This is a genomic window from Sulfitobacter sp. W002, assembly GCF_025142135.1.
In the GTDB taxonomy this organism is placed as follows: domain Bacteria; phylum Pseudomonadota; class Alphaproteobacteria; order Rhodobacterales; family Rhodobacteraceae; genus Sulfitobacter; species Sulfitobacter profundi.
The window spans coordinates 185,167-199,035 of record NZ_CP081126.1; the positions used below are offsets into that span (position 1 = coordinate 185,167).

Sequence of the window (13,869 nt, forward strand, 5' to 3'; positions counted from 1 at the left end):
ACCATAGGTCAATGAGGCCGCGTTTCCGTTTGAAAGTCAATGGCGCCGATGCACCCGCCATTCTTTTATCGCTACAATCAGAGCGGTTTTCCGCAAAGTGCAGGCAGGGCCCTGCCGAGGGCTGGAAGGCCGGGCGAAACGCGCTAAGTCTTAGGAAATACGGAAGTTATCGCCAAGGTAGACGCGGCGGACATTCTCGTTTTGCACAACTTCTTCGGGCGTTCCGGACATCAGAACTTTGCCCTCATGCAGGATATAGGCGCGGTCCACGATCTCTAGGGTTTCGCGGACGTTGTGGTCGGTGATCAGCACGCCGATGCCCCGTTTTTTAAGGTCGGCAACCAATTGCCGGATGTCCCCGACAGAGATCGGATCGACCCCGGCAAAGGGTTCGTCAAGCAGCAGATAGTTGGGATTGGCGGCCAGACAGCGGGCGATTTCGACGCGGCGACGCTCCCCCCCCGACAGGGCCAGCGCAGGCGCGCGGCGCAGGTGTTCGATGGAAAACTCGGTCAGCAACTCTTCGAGCCGTTCGCGGCGCTGGTGACGGTGTTTGACCCGGATATCGAGAATCGCGCTGATGTTGTCTTGCACCGACAGCCCGCGAAAGATGCTCATTTCCTGCGGCAGATAGCCGATTCCCAACTGCGCGCGGCGGTACATCGGCAGGGTGGTGACATCCTTGCCGTCCACGGTGACGCGCCCGCCTTCGGGCGTGACCAGCCCGGCCACCGCGTAGAAAGTCGTGGTCTTGCCTGAGCCGTTCGGCCCCAACAGCGCCACGACCTCACCCCGGTCAAGCTCCATCGAAAAGTCGCGGATCACCGCTTTCTTGCGATAAGACTTGCGCAAATGCTGAATGCGCAGGCCGGATTCGCCCCCGGCGACTTTAAGCTCGGGCGGCATCAGTTGCCGCTGCCGGGCTGCAAAATGGTCTTCACGCCGCCCGACATCTGCGCCGTGCCGTCGTTCAGGTTCACCGTCATTTCCTGCGCGCTCAGCGCACTTGGGCCTTGGGTCATCAGCACATCGCCGCTCATTACCAAGGTGCCTGCGTCGATATCATAGTCGGCCCGCTGCGATTCAGCGGCGTCTTCACCCGCGACCAAGACCACGCCGCCGGTTGCTACCAACTTGGCGATGCCTTGATCCGACGCGCGATAGATCACCTCGACCTTGCCGGCGGACAGGGTCATTTCGCCCTGAGAAATCAACACATTGCCAGTAAAGACCGCGGTGCCCGTGGCGTTGTCGACCGATAGGTTGTCGGCGGTCACTTCGACGGGCAGGCTGGTATCTTGCTCTAGCGCGCCAAAGGCCACATCGGCGGATTGGGCAGAGACAGGGGCGGCATGCAGCGCGAGAAACAGCGGCAGCATCAAAATAATCAAATGTCTCAAGGCAGTTACTCTTTCGTTGCTTGCGGCGTGTATACCAGTTTCACACCCTTTGTGAAAAGCAATTGCGATCCGGCGCTGTTCTGGCGGTTGGTGATGGCCATGCGCCCGGCGGTGATCTCGCCCGCGGGGCTGGTGGCTTTGACCGGGCCGGGTGATAGCAGATCTAGTGTGGTGAGGTTCGAAGTCATCCGGTCCGACAGAATCTGGTAGCCGGTTGAGGTGCTAACCCGCACATTGCCCGCCAGTTCCGCCTCTTCCGCGCCGGTGTCAAACCGCCCTTTGTTGGATTGCAGGGTGATCTTGGCACCGCCCTGTAGGTCCAGCGTCGCCTCGATCTCTTCGGCCTCGTTGGTGCCGGTTTCCCCGCCGGGGGTGGTCAGCTTTTCCGCCGAGAATGAGATCAGATCGCCATCCGCCGTGGTGCCGGAATAGAAGGGGCCGGTGATCTGCTGATCGCGCAGCCGCTCTTGCACTTCTTTATCCGCAAAGGGGATCACAGCCTGCGGCTCAATCGCGCGCGACAGCAAAAACAGGGTCGACAGCAGCGCCAGCGCGATCAGCGGAAAGAGCACTTTCAGCCAAGAGACGACGCGAGAGTGGCGATCCCCCTTCATCGCAGGCTACCCCAGCCCAACGCGCAGGCAGTCGTGGATATGCAGCAGGCCCACGGGCAATTTGCCGTCGTTCTGGGCCGGGTCGGTCACGATCAAGCAGGTGATCTTGCGGTTGTTCATCACGCCCACGGCTTTTTCGGCCAGTTCGTCGGGGCCGATGGTGACAGGGGCCGGGGTCATGACCTCACGCGCGGTCATGGTCATCAACCCGTCAAGGTGCCGCGCGAGGTCGCCCATGGTGATGATCCCGGCCAGTGCGCCAGCGCCATCGGTCACGCAGACCACGCCAAAGCCCTTGCGGCTCATCTCGCTCAGCGCGTCGGGCATCGGCGCGTCGGCTGCGACCAGCGGCAGGGCATCGCCCACATGCATCAGATCGGCCACGCGGCTCAGCCTTGCGCCCAGTTTGCCACCGGGGTGAAAGTCGCGGAAATGCTCGGCAGTGAAGGCGCGGTTTTCCATCAGGGCCACGGCCACCGCATCCCCCATCGCCAGCGTTAAGGTGGTCGAGGTGGTCGGCACGACGCCGGTGCCGCAGGCCTCTGCCGCGCGGGGCAGTTCCAGCACCACGTCGCTATGGCGGCCAAGGCTGCTGTCGGGGCGGCTGGTGATGCCGACGAGCGGGATCGCATAGCGGCGCGAATAGGCGATGAGGTTGGCCAGCTCCGGTGCCTCGCCCGAGTTTGAAATCGCCAGCACCACATCAGCCGCAGTGATCATCCCCAGATCGCCGTGGCTCGCCTCTGCCGGGTGCACGAATTGCGCAGGCGTGCCGGTAGAGGCCAGCGTCGCCGCGATCTTGTTGCCGATATGGCCCGATTTGCCGATGCCAGTGACGATCACGCGGCCCTTGCAGGCGCGCATCAGATCGACAGCGGCACGAAAGCGGTCATCAAGGCTGTCGGCCAGCAGCGTCAGCGCCTCGGATTCGCAGCGGATGACGCGGCGGGCAGTGTCGAGGAAAGGTGTGTTCATGCGTGTGCGAAGATGTCCGTGTCCGGCCATCCCTCCAGATCCAGCCGGGCGCGCATCGGCAGGAAATCGAAACAGGCCTGCGCCATGTCCATCCGACCTTCGCGTATCAGGCGTTTGTTAAGTTCATCGCGCAGCCTGTGCAGATAGAGCACATCCGACGCGGCATAGTCGATCTGCGCTTGGGTCAGCTTTTCAGCCCCCCAATCGCTGGATTGTTGCTGTTTCGAGATGTCGACGCTCAGCAGTTCTTGGCACAGTTTCGCCAGCCCGTGCCGGTCGGTATAGGTGCGCACCAGACGGCTGGCGATCTTGGTGCAATAGACCGGCGCTGCGGTGGCGCCAAAGGTGTTGCGCATCGCGGCGATGTCAAAACGGCCGTAGTGGAACAGCTTCAGCACATGCGGATCTTCCAACAGCGCGCAGAGGTTCGGCGCCTCGGTCTGGCCCTTGGCGACCTGCACCAGATGCGCGTGACCATCGCCGCCCGAAAGCTGCACAACACAGAGCCGGTCGCGATGCGGATGCAGCCCCATCGTTTCGCAGTCAATGGCGACCATCGGCCCAAGGTCGAGGTCATCCGGCAGGTCGTTCTGATAGAGGAAATTTGTCATGAGCACGTCTATATCGTGCTTGTCCGGCATGGGAAAGCGGAGGCTTTGCCCCGGGTCAGGCGGTGGCCAGATCCTGCAATGCGGGGCGGGGATAGCGGCGCAGCAAGCGGTCGACCAGTAGATGGCACCGGTAGCCGGACCACTCGGGGCGGATCAATCCGCCGGGCAGGGCGGGGTGTTTCAGCACCAGCCGCCGCCAGTTATGCACGATCAGACAGCGCAGAACCGCGACATCCAAGGCGCTCAACCTGTCTGCATCCGGCAGTTCGGCGTCCAAGGTAGAAAGCGCAGCCAGCAGCCCGGCATAGTCGGCCTCAAGCTCGGCAGGCTCCACCGCGCGGCGCAGCCAGTCGGGCGGCGGCCTGCCGGGCAGGGCAAGACAGCCTTTGGGCACCGCGCTACCGGCCCGCCCGACATAGGCGCGGGGCATGGCGGCGATGAAACCCGCGTCCCGCAGGGCGCTGTCGGTCTCGCGTCCGTTCTCTTCGGTCACCACCATCTGCCATGGCTCTGACAGGTCCGGCGGCGCGGCGTAGATGCGGGGGCTGGCGGCGGCACTTTCCGCGCGGCCTTGGGCGGTCAGGCTGTGCTGGCTGATCCGCCCGACCTTGTGTGACTGCAACCACCCGTCATTGCGCAGCCGATGGAGCGCCACGCGGCTCGCCTCTGGCCGCACGTCGAGCGCGCCCATGATCGTCGAGAGCACCGGCCCGTCGATCGCATCGCCCTCTCCCTGTGCCAGATCGCCAAACAGGCTGACCATCAGCGACCAGACGCGCTGGCCCCCCAAGCCCGCAAAGGTCGCGACAGCGGGAAGGGAGGGATCAGAGGGCATTCATCGTCAGCAGCTCATATTCCGCGACCGCCTCCTCGCGTTGGTTGGTCAGGGTCACATGCCAGCGCACCTCGCCATATTCCTCGTTGCGCGGCGTCTTGTGCTTGACCGAGAGCCGCACCTTGATGCTGTCGCCTGCCGAGACAGGCTCAAGAAAGCGCAGGTTGTCGAGGCCGGTATTGGCCAGCACCGGGCCGGGGTCGGGCTGCACGAAAAGGCCCGCAGCGAAGCTGAGCAAGAGGTAGCCGTGTGCCACGCGGCCCGGAAAGAAGGGGTTCGCGGCGGCGGCCTCGTCGTCCATATGAGCGTAGAAAGTATCGCCGGTGAAATGGGCGAAGGTCTCGATATCCTCCAGCGTGACCTTGCGGGTGGGCGAGTAGAAGGTTTCGCCCAGATCCAGCTCGGTGAAACGGCGGGTGAAGGGGTGCGCGCGGTCGGTGATCTCTTCCGCCCCCGGCACCCATTGTTTGCCGATCGCGGTGAGGATGTCGGGGCTGCCCTGAATGGCCGTGCGCTGCATGTAATGCATCACGCCGCGAATGCCGCCCAGTTCTTCGCCGCCGCCCGCGCGGCCTGGTCCGCCATGCACCATATGCGGCAGCGGAGAGCCATGGCCCGTGGCCTCCCCCATCGACGTGCGGTTGTTGAAATAGAGCCGTCCGTGGAAGGCTGCGGAGCCCATCGTCAGCTCGCGCGCCACCTCACCGTCATTGGTGATGATCGAGGCGACAAGAGAGCCTTGGCCGCGGTTCAGCAACTGCGAGGCATGGGCCAGATCGCGGTAGGGCATGAGGGTGGAAATTGGGCCGAAAGCCTCGGTGTCATGCACGCGCTCGGCCTTATCTGGGTCGGCACAATGGAACAGCATCGGCGGCAAGAATGCGCCCTTGTCTTTGTCAGCGCCTTTGACTGTGAAGTTGTCGGGGTCGCCAGAAACACGCTCGGCCTCGGCACTCAGCAGCCCCACCTTTTCCAGCACGTCGCGTTTCTGGCTACCCGAGACCAGCGCGCCCATGCGCGTATCCTCGGCACGCGGGTCGCCGATGGTAGTCTTAGCGAGGCGTTCGGACAGGGCCGAGATCACCGCGTCGATCTGCGCCTGCGGCACCATGATGCGGCGGATGGCGGTGCATTTCTGCCCCGCTTTCGCGGTCATCTCGCGCTGCACTTCCTTGACGAAGAGGTCGAACTCTGGCGTCCCCGGCACGGCGTCGGGGCCAAGGACCGAGGCGTTGAGGCTGTCCTGCTCAGACGTGAAGCGCACCGAGTTCTGCAGCAACAAGGGATTGCTGCGCAGTTTCAGCGCGGTATCGGCAGAGCCAGTGAAGGCCACGGCATCCTGACAGTCGAGGTGATCGAGCATGTCGCCCAAGCCGCCGCTGACCAGTTGCAGGGCGCCCTTCGGCAGCAGCCCACTGTCGAGCATCAGCCGCACGCAATGTTCAGTGACGTAGCAGGTCGCCGTTGCCGGTTTTACGATCGCCGGGACACCTGCCAGCAGGGTCGGGGCGAGCTTCTCCAACATGCCCCAGACCGGGAAGTTGAAGGCGTTGATATGCACCGCCACGCCCTGCAGTGGGGTGCATATATGCCGCCCCATGAACTGGCCCTCGCGGCCCAATTGCTCGGGCGCACCGTCGAGATAGACATGCGCGTCCGGCATCTCGCGCCGACCTTTAGAGGCGAAAACCAGCATGGTGCCGATGCCGCCGTCCACGTCGATCTTGTGGTCCGACAGTGTCGCGCCAGTGTCGTAGCTCAGGTCATAGAGCGCCTGTTTGTGCTCCATCAGGTGCAGTGCCAGCGCCTTCAGCATGCGCGCGCGGTCGTGGAAGGTCATGGCGCGCAAGGTAGGGCCGCCGTGGTCGCGGGCAAAGCCTAGCATGGCCTGCGCGTCGAGCGCATCGTTGCCGGCCTGCGCGATGACTTCGCCGGTGATGGCGCTGGCGATGTTGCGGGCGCCCGCACCCGGGGCCAGCCATTCGCCTGCCGCGTAACTGTGAATATCGCGCATGTCGGCTCCTTTAGTGCGTGTCGTAGTCGATGGTGAGCGTATCGCTCAGCGGGTAGCTCTGGCAGGTCAGCACATAGCCGCGCTCGACCTCGTAATCCTCCAGCGCGTGGTTCGAGATCATCTCGACCTCGCCCTCCAGCACCTTGCCCATGCAGGTCGAACAGACCCCGGCCTTGCAGGAGAACGGCGCTTCCTGTCCGTTTTCAAGCGCCGCTTCCAGCACCGATTGGCCCTTCTGCATGGTGAAACTGCGCCGCGCGCCGTCGATGATGACGGTGATTTCGGTGCCGCTCTGCCCCTCGCTGCGCTTGGCCATTTCCTGTTTGGCCAGACGGCCCTGCTGGCTTTCGCTGAAGAGTTCGAATTTGATCTGATCATCGCCCAGGCCGTTGGTCTTAAGCGCCTCGGCAATCGCCAGCATCATCGGTTCGGGGCCGCAGATGAAGGCGGTGTCGATGTTGTCGATCTGAATCCAATGTTTAAACAGCGCATCGCATTTCGCTTGATCGATACGGCCCTCAAACAACTCCATATCCTGACCGGATTCGAGGATGTGGATCACCGTCAGCCGGCCCATATAGCGGTTTTTCAGATCCTCAAGCTCCTCGCGGAACATGATCGTGTTCACCGCGCGGTTGGCATAGACCAGCGTGAATGTCGATTGCGGCTCGCGTTTCAGCACGGTTTTCAGGATCGACAGCACCGGGGTGATGCCCGACCCGCCCGCAAAGCCGAGGTAGTTTTTCGCCACCTCCGGCTCGATCGCGGTGAAGAATTTGCCCTGCGGCGGCATGGCATGGAGCGTATCGCCGACCTTCAATTCGGTATTGGCATAGGTCGAGAAAGCTCCGCCATCGACGCGCTTGATACCTACCTTTAGCTCGCCATCGTCCAACCCGGCGCAGATCGAATAGTTGCGGCGCAGCTCGGTGCCGTCGAAATCCTGCTTGAAGGTCAGGTATTGGCCTTGGGTAAAGGCGAAGGCTTGCGGGTTTTCCGGCTTCAGCGTCAGCACCACCGCATCGCGGATGGTGTGGTGAATATCAGTCACTAACAGGGGGTGAAACTGGCTCATCGGGGCCTCAGATACATTTGAAATAGTCGAAGGGTTCGCGGCAGTCACAGCACCGCCACTGCGCCTTGCAGGGGGTCGAGCCGAACTGGCTGATCCGCTCCACCGCGGTGGATTTGCAATGCGGACAATGTTGCGGCCCACCGGCGGGGCGGGGTGGCGCGATGCCGTAGGCTTCCAGCTTGGCGCGGCCGGTGTCGGTCATCCACTCGGTGGTCCAGGGCGGGGAGAGCTGGCGTTTCAACTCCAGCTTTTCGACCCCATGGCCGTGCAGCGCCATCTCGATATCGAGGTTGATGATGCTGGTGGCCGGGCAGCCCGAATAGGTCGGCGTGATGGTCACGACCAGCGTGTCGCCCTGCCACGCCACATCGCGGATGATGCCCAGATCAGTGAGCGAGATCGCGGGAATCTCGGGGTCTGGGATCGCCGAGAGCCATGCCCAAACCGTCTCTAACGCGGGCTTTTCAGCTAACACGGCACCGCGCGGGGCGGTATCGCGCACGACCCCCGGCACCGGCGCGGGGACCGGCCGGCTGTGGGGGCTGGGTTTCACCATGTGGCGTCCGGGTAGGCGCGCTGCAGCCATTGCATCTGGGTCAACATATGGCCGAGATGTTCGCTGTGCCGCGCGCCGCTTTTTCCGCCTTTGTGGGCGAAATCGTCTTCTGGCTTAGTGAGGGTCGCGGCTGCCAGCGTGTCGCCGACCAACTGGTCATAGCCTGCCCGCAGGCTTTCTGGATCGGGCGCGATGCCCGCCGCGACCATCGCCACATCAACGTCATCGCCGATGAACATCTCGCCGACATAGGGCCAAAGCAGATCAAGCGCCGCCTGCATACGGCGGTGGCTTTCCTCGGTCCCGTCGCCGAGGCCGATCACCGTGACAGAGGAGCGTTCGAGGTGGTAGGTCACTTCCTTGGCGGATTTCTCGGCGATGGCAGAGATTTCCTTGTCACTGGAATCGATCAGCGCGGTCAGCTGCGCCAGATGCCAAGCGTCGAACAGAAACTGCCGCATCATGGTCTGGCCGAAGTCGCCGTTGGGCTGTTCCACCAGCAGGACATTGCGGAAATCCCAGACATCGCGGTGAAAGGCGAGCTTGTCCGCATCGCGGCCTTCGCCCTCAACCTCGCCCGCCAGACCCAGCCACAACTGCGTCTGCCCGATCAGGTCGAGCGCCACGTTCGCCAGCGCAATATCCTCTTCCAGCACCGGCGCCACGCCGCACCATTCGGAGACGCGGTGACCCAGCACCAGCGCGTTGTCCCCCATCCGGCAGAGGAATTCGAACTTAGGATCGGTGCTCACATCGCCCCCACTTCGTCGGGAATGTCGAAGAACGTCGGGTGGCGGTAGACCTTGTCGTTGGCAGGCTCATAAAGCGCGCCTTTTTCCTCGGGCGAGGAAGCGGCGATGGCGCTGGCCTCGACCGCCCAGATGCTCACGCCTTCGTTGCGGCGCGTATAGACGTCGCGGGCGTTCTTGATCGCCATTTCCGCGTCTGCCGCATGCAGGCTGCCGACATGGCGGTGGCTCAGCCCGTGCTGGCCGCGGATGAAGATCTCCCACAGCGGCCATTCGGTCGACCGTGTTTTGCCATGCGGGGCGGCTTCGGTGCCGTCGTATTCACTGGATTCAGGGCTGCTCATGTCGCTTACTCCGCTGCCATTTGTCTGCTGCGCTTTTTCTCGGCGTGGGCCAGAAGCCCCTCGCGCACCCAACGGCCTTCGTCCCAAGCCTTGTTGCGCGCGGCCAACCGTTCGGTGTTGCAGGGGCCATTGCCCTTGAGCACCTGAAAGAACTCTTCCCAATCCGGCTCGGCGAAATCGTAATGGCCGGTCTCTTCGTTGAACTTCAGCGTCTCGTCGGGGATCGCCAGGCCGAGGTATTCCGCCTGCGGCACCGTCTCGTCGACGAACTTCTGGCGCAGCTCGTCGTTGGTGTTCATCTTGATCTTCCAAGCCATCGACTGCGCGGAGTGGACCGAATCCTTGTCCGAGGGGCCGAACATCATCAGCGCGGGGAACCAGAAACGGTTCAGCGCATCTTGGGCCATTTTGCGCTGCGCGTCCGTGCCGTTGGCCATCTTCATCATGATGTCGAAGCCTTGACGCTGGTGGAAGCTCTCTTCCTTGCAGATCCGCACCATCGCGCGGGCATAGGGCCCGTAAGATGTCCGCTGCAGCGGCACTTGGTTCATGATCGCGGCCCCATCGACCAGCCAGCCCACCGCGCCCATATCGGCCCATGTTAGGGTCGGATAATTGAAGATCGACGAATACTTCATCTTGCCCGACAGCAGGTCGCGGGTCATCTGGTCGCGGGTCACGCCCAGCGTCTCGGCCGCGCAATAGAGGTAGAGCCCGTGGCCCGCCTCGTCCTGTACCTTGGCCAGCAGGATCGCCTTACGCTCCAGCGTCGGCGCGCGGGTGATCCAGTTGCCCTCGGGCAATTGGCCGACGATTTCGCTATGCGCGTGCTGACCGATCTGGCGGATCAGGTTCTTGCGGTAGCCGTCGGGCATCCAGTCCTTGGGCTCGATCTTGCCGCCCGCGTTGATACGCTCCTGAAAGGCGCGCTCTTCGGGGTCCATCTCGTCGAGGGATTTGATGCCCTTGCCGGTGGATTTGATCATCTGTGCATACATCGTTCTGTTCCTTTCCGGGAAAGAAGTCTCAGCCTGCGTTTTCGAGGATCAGGGCGACGCCCTGTCCCACGCCCACACACATTGTACATAGCGCGTATTTGCCACCCGTCCGCTTGAGTTGCAGCGCCGCCGTCATCACCAAACGCGCGCCCGACATGCCCAGAGGGTGGCCGATGGCGATGGCGCCGCCGTTGGCGTTCACATGGGGCGCATCATCCGGCACGCCAAGGGCGCGCAGGGTGGCGAGGCCTTGGCTCGCGAAGGCCTCGTTGAGTTCAATCACATCCATCTGCTCGATCGTCAGGCCCGCGCGGTCCAGCACCTTGCGGATTGCGGGGATCGGACCGATGCCCATGACGCGCGGCTCGACACCTGCGGCAGACATGGCGACAACGCGGGCGATGGGGGTGAGGCCGTGGTCTTTCACGCCTGCCTCTGACGCCAGCAGCATCGCCGCCGCGCCATCGTTCACGCCCGAGGCATTGCCTGCAGTCACAGTCAGGTCAGCGCCATTGATGCCGCGTAGCTTGCCGAGTTTTTCCAACGTGGAGCCGGGGCGGGGGTGTTCGTCGCTGTCCACGACAATGTCATCGCCCTTGCGTTGCGGGATGGTGACTGGGGCGATTTCTTCGGCAAAGAGACCTTTTTCGGCCGCCGCGGCATAGCGTTCCTGGCTGCGCGCGGCAAAGGCGTCTTGGTCCTCGCGCGACACATCATGGTCGGCGGCGACGTTGTCGGCGGTTTCGGGCATGGAATCGACGCCGAACTGCGCCTTCATCTTGGGGTTCACAAAGCGCCAGCCGATGGTGGTGTCATAGACGGCGTTGTTGCGGGAAAAGGCTGTTTCCGCCTTGGGCATCACGAAGGGGGCGCGGGACATGCTCTCGATCCCACCGGCGATGGCCAGGTCCATATCTCCGGCGCGGATCGCACGGGCGGCGGCCCCGACGGCATCCATGCCGCTGGCGCAGAGGCGGTTGATCGTGGCCCCCGGGACATCGACGGGCAGACCCGCCAGCAGAGCGGCCATGCGCGCGACGTTGCGATTGTCTTCGCCCGCTTGATTGGCGCAGCCCATGAGGACATCATCGACACGCGCCCAGTCCACCGACGGGTTCCGCTCCATCAGTGCCTTCAGCGGGATCGCGGCCAGATCGTCGGCGCGAACCGAAGAGAGGGCGCCGCCGTAACGGCCAATGGGGGTGCGCTGCGCGTCGCAGATGAATGCCTGCATGGGGGTGCTCCTGTTGTTGCCCCACAATTTACACATCAAGGCGATTCGGTTCAATCAAAATGTTACGGAATAGAATTGCGGCGTTGATTTCGGTAACACGTTACAGCCCTGTCGCCAAAGCTTCGCCAAAGGGTCACGCAGCTGTCGGCGCTCTGTCACGCATAGGGGGTTCTGTGCGGCCATCGCCACCCTCAGAGGAAGCTCAAGATGACCAAACTGATCCGCCCGACCCGTCGCGCTGTGCTGGCGGGCTCCACCGCCTTTGCCGCAAGCCTTGCCATGCCCAGCCTCAGCCGTGCCGCCTCGCGCCCGGTGTTTACCCATGGGGTGCAATCGGGTGATGTTGACACGCAATCCGGCATGATCTGGACCCGCACCGACCGCCCGGCACGGGTGCAGGTTGAAATCTCTACAACCGAAAGCTTCGCCAACGCCCGGCAGCTTGCACCGATGAACGCGCTGCCGAACCACGATCTGGCCGTGAAACGTCTGGTCGAAGGGCTGCCGTCGGATCAGGATATCTTTTACCGCTTCACCGCTGCCGACCTGAGCGACATCAACGCGACCTCCGAGCCGATCATCGGCCAGTTCCGCACCGCGCCCACCGCGCGCCGGGATGTGCGCTTTGCCTGGTCGGGCGATACCGCCGGTCAGGGCTGGGGCATCGACGATGAGGGCATGCGCACCTATGCGACCATGGCCAAACACCGCCCGGATTTTTTCCTGCATTCCGGTGACACCATCTATGCCGATGGCCCGCTCGAGGATGAGGTGCAGCTTGAGGATGGCACGCTGTGGAAAAACACCACGATCATCGATGAGAAACGCAAAGTGGCCGAGACGCTGGACGAATATCGCGGCCAGTGGAAATACAACCTGATGGACGATCATGTGCGCGAGATGAACGCCCATGTGCCGACCTTCATGCAGTGGGACGACCATGAGGTCGTGAACAATTGGTCCTCTTCGCGCAGCCTGATGGAAGACGACCGCTATAGCGAGAAGTCGATTCACGTCCTCGCCGCCCGCGCCTCGCAGGCCTTCCATGAGATGACCCCGCTGCGCATCACCCCCGCTGAGCCGGGGCGGGTTTACCGCAAGATCAACTACGGTCCGATGCTGGATGTCTTTTTCCTCGACCTGCGCAGCTACCGGGGGCCGAACAGCGAGAACATGCAGACCGAGATGTCGCAGGCCACAGAGATCCTCGGGGCCGAGCAGATGGCATGGCTCAAGCGGGAACTGACCAATTCGGCAGCCACGTGGAAGGTCATCGCCTGCGACATGCCCATCGGTCTGGTCGTCGGCGGCGGGGCCGAAGCGGTAGCCAATGGCGACAACGGTGCCGCCAAGGGGCGCGAGCAAGAGATCGCGGGGCTGCTGCGTTTCATCAAGACCGCACAGGTCGATAACGTGGTCTGGTTCACGGCAGATGTGCATTACACCGCCGCGCATTACTACAACCCCGACAAGGCGCAGTTTCAGGATTTCGACCCGTTTTGGGAGTTTGTCTCGGGCCCGCTGCACGCAGGCACCTTTGGTCCGAACGAATTGGACGGCACCTTTGGCCCCGAGTTGAAATACGTCAAAGCGCCGGAGGAGGGTCAGGTGAACCTGCCGCCTTCTGCTGGTCTGCAATTCTTTGGGTTGGTGGATATCGACGCCAAGACCCAGCAGATGAAAGTGCGCCTGATGGACCGTGCCGACACCGAGCTCTACTCGGTGACGCTCGACCCCAAGGGGGCCGCGATCTAAAGACCCGTTTGAGCGGTCGGATTGAGAGGATCGCCCGGATGCGGGCGATCCTTTTCGTGTCTTAGTAATCCACGCCGCGCTGCGCTTTGATGCCCGCTTTGAACGGGTGTTTGACCTCTGACATCTCGGTTACCAGATCGGCATAGTCGCAAAGCTCGGGCCTTGCGTCGCGGCCTGTCAGCACGACGGCGGTGCGTTTGTCGCGGGCATCAAGTCCGGCGATCACGTCTTCGATCTTGAGGTATTCATAGCGGATGGCGATGTTGATCTCATCCATCACCACAAGGTCATATTCCCCGCTCGCCATCATCTCACGTGCCTTGCCGAATGCGGCCTCGGCGGCGGCGATGTCGCGGTTGCGGTCTTGGGTGTCCCAAGTGAAACCTTCGCCCATCGTGTGCCATGTCACCTCGTCGAGTTGTTCAAAGAACAGCCGTTCGCCGGTTTTCCATTTGCCCTTGATGAACTGCACCACGCCAACGCGCTGTTTCCAGCCAAGCGCGCGTACGACGACCCCGAAAGCAGAGGAGGATTTGCCCTTGCCCGGCCCGGTATGGACCAGCACCAGACCCTTTTCCGGGTCTTGCAATTCAGCCACCTTGGCGCGTTGCTCGGCCTGACGCTGCTGCATCTTTTCCTTGTGGTCTTGCGGATCCGCGTCGCTCATCGGTCATCTCCTCTATCCGGTTTCGGGGCACCATAGGCAGTG

The 13,869-nt window shown here is 62.8% G+C and carries 15 protein-coding genes; 1 reads left to right on the top strand and 14 read right to left on the bottom strand.

Annotation, left to right across the window (positions count from 1 at the left end; genetic code table 11):
- Positions 1-150: 150 nt before the first annotated feature.
- Genes lptB through pcaF form a run of 13 tightly spaced genes read right to left on the bottom strand, consistent with a single transcriptional unit; the run spans position 151 to position 11,405 of the window.
- Complete coding sequence (gene lptB / locus K3758_RS00865; RefSeq protein ID WP_120349865.1) at positions 151-909, bottom strand: LPS export ABC transporter ATP-binding protein; 759 nt, start codon at positions 907-909, stop codon at positions 151-153.
- Positions 906-1,379 carry a lipopolysaccharide transport periplasmic protein LptA gene (gene lptA / locus K3758_RS00870; RefSeq protein ID WP_409202634.1) on the bottom strand — a complete coding sequence of 158 codons (474 nt, stop codon included), beginning with the start codon at positions 1,377-1,379 and terminating at the stop codon, positions 906-908. The genes lptB and lptA overlap by 4 nt, the downstream gene beginning before the upstream one ends.
- 26 nt (positions 1,380-1,405) lie before the next feature.
- On the bottom strand, positions 1,406-2,014 hold the full coding sequence (gene lptC / locus K3758_RS00875) for an LPS export ABC transporter periplasmic protein LptC (RefSeq protein ID WP_259946917.1): 609 nt from the start codon (positions 2,012-2,014) through the stop codon (positions 1,406-1,408).
- A 6-nt stretch (positions 2,015-2,020) separates the two neighbouring features.
- The gene (locus K3758_RS00880) at positions 2,021-2,989 is read right to left on the bottom strand and encodes an SIS domain-containing protein (protein WP_259946919.1); all 969 of its coding nucleotides are present in this window, start codon (positions 2,987-2,989) and stop codon (positions 2,021-2,023) included.
- Positions 2,986-3,600: a ribonuclease D gene (locus K3758_RS00885; RefSeq protein ID WP_067630549.1), complete on the bottom strand. Its 615-nt coding sequence runs from the start codon at positions 3,598-3,600 to the stop codon at positions 2,986-2,988. Before K3758_RS00885 ends, K3758_RS00880 begins: the two co-directional genes overlap by 4 nt.
- A 55-nt stretch (positions 3,601-3,655) precedes the next feature.
- Positions 3,656-4,435: a PaaX family transcriptional regulator C-terminal domain-containing protein gene (locus K3758_RS00890; protein ID WP_259946922.1), complete on the bottom strand. Its 780-nt coding sequence runs from the start codon at positions 4,433-4,435 to the stop codon at positions 3,656-3,658.
- The gene (paaZ, locus tag K3758_RS00895; RefSeq protein WP_259946924.1) at positions 4,425-6,449 is read right to left on the bottom strand and encodes a phenylacetic acid degradation bifunctional protein PaaZ; all 2,025 of its coding nucleotides are present in this window, start codon (positions 6,447-6,449) and stop codon (positions 4,425-4,427) included. Before paaZ ends, K3758_RS00890 begins: the two co-directional genes overlap by 11 nt.
- A gap of 10 nt (positions 6,450-6,459) precedes the next feature.
- The gene (locus tag K3758_RS00900) at positions 6,460-7,524 is read right to left on the bottom strand and encodes a 2Fe-2S iron-sulfur cluster-binding protein (protein ID WP_259946926.1); all 1,065 of its coding nucleotides are present in this window, start codon (positions 7,522-7,524) and stop codon (positions 6,460-6,462) included.
- 7 nt (positions 7,525-7,531) lie between these two features.
- Positions 7,532-8,080, bottom strand: coding sequence for a 1,2-phenylacetyl-CoA epoxidase subunit PaaD (gene paaD, locus K3758_RS00905; RefSeq protein WP_259946928.1), 549 nt, complete (start codon positions 8,078-8,080; stop codon positions 7,532-7,534).
- A complete protein-coding gene (gene paaC, locus K3758_RS00910; protein ID WP_311201538.1) occupies positions 8,074-8,796 on the bottom strand; it encodes a 1,2-phenylacetyl-CoA epoxidase subunit PaaC in 723 nt (240 codons plus the stop codon). The genes paaD and paaC overlap by 7 nt, the downstream gene beginning before the upstream one ends.
- 32 nt (positions 8,797-8,828) lie before the next feature.
- Positions 8,829-9,173, bottom strand: a complete 345-nt coding sequence (gene paaB, locus K3758_RS00915) for a 1,2-phenylacetyl-CoA epoxidase subunit PaaB (RefSeq protein WP_259946932.1) — start codon at positions 9,171-9,173, stop codon at positions 8,829-8,831.
- Positions 9,174-9,178: 5 nt separating this feature from the next.
- Positions 9,179-10,171, bottom strand: a complete 993-nt coding sequence (gene paaA, locus K3758_RS00920) for a 1,2-phenylacetyl-CoA epoxidase subunit PaaA (RefSeq protein ID WP_259946934.1) — start codon at positions 10,169-10,171, stop codon at positions 9,179-9,181.
- Between the two features lie 28 nt (positions 10,172-10,199).
- Positions 10,200-11,405, bottom strand: coding sequence for a 3-oxoadipyl-CoA thiolase (pcaF, locus tag K3758_RS00925; RefSeq protein ID WP_259946936.1), 1,206 nt, complete (start codon positions 11,403-11,405; stop codon positions 10,200-10,202).
- A 207-nt stretch (positions 11,406-11,612) separates the two neighbouring features.
- Here pcaF and K3758_RS00930 point away from each other — a divergent pair, with 207 nt between their 5' ends.
- On the top strand, positions 11,613-13,160 hold the full coding sequence (locus K3758_RS00930; protein ID WP_120349876.1) for an alkaline phosphatase: 1,548 nt from the start codon (positions 11,613-11,615) through the stop codon (positions 13,158-13,160).
- A 61-nt stretch (positions 13,161-13,221) separates the two neighbouring features.
- Here the strand turns inward: K3758_RS00930 and cobO are convergent, their stop codons facing one another.
- The gene (cobO, locus tag K3758_RS00935) at positions 13,222-13,827 is read right to left on the bottom strand and encodes a cob(I)yrinic acid a,c-diamide adenosyltransferase (protein WP_259946939.1); all 606 of its coding nucleotides are present in this window, start codon (positions 13,825-13,827) and stop codon (positions 13,222-13,224) included.
- Positions 13,828-13,869: the final 42 nt, after the last annotated feature.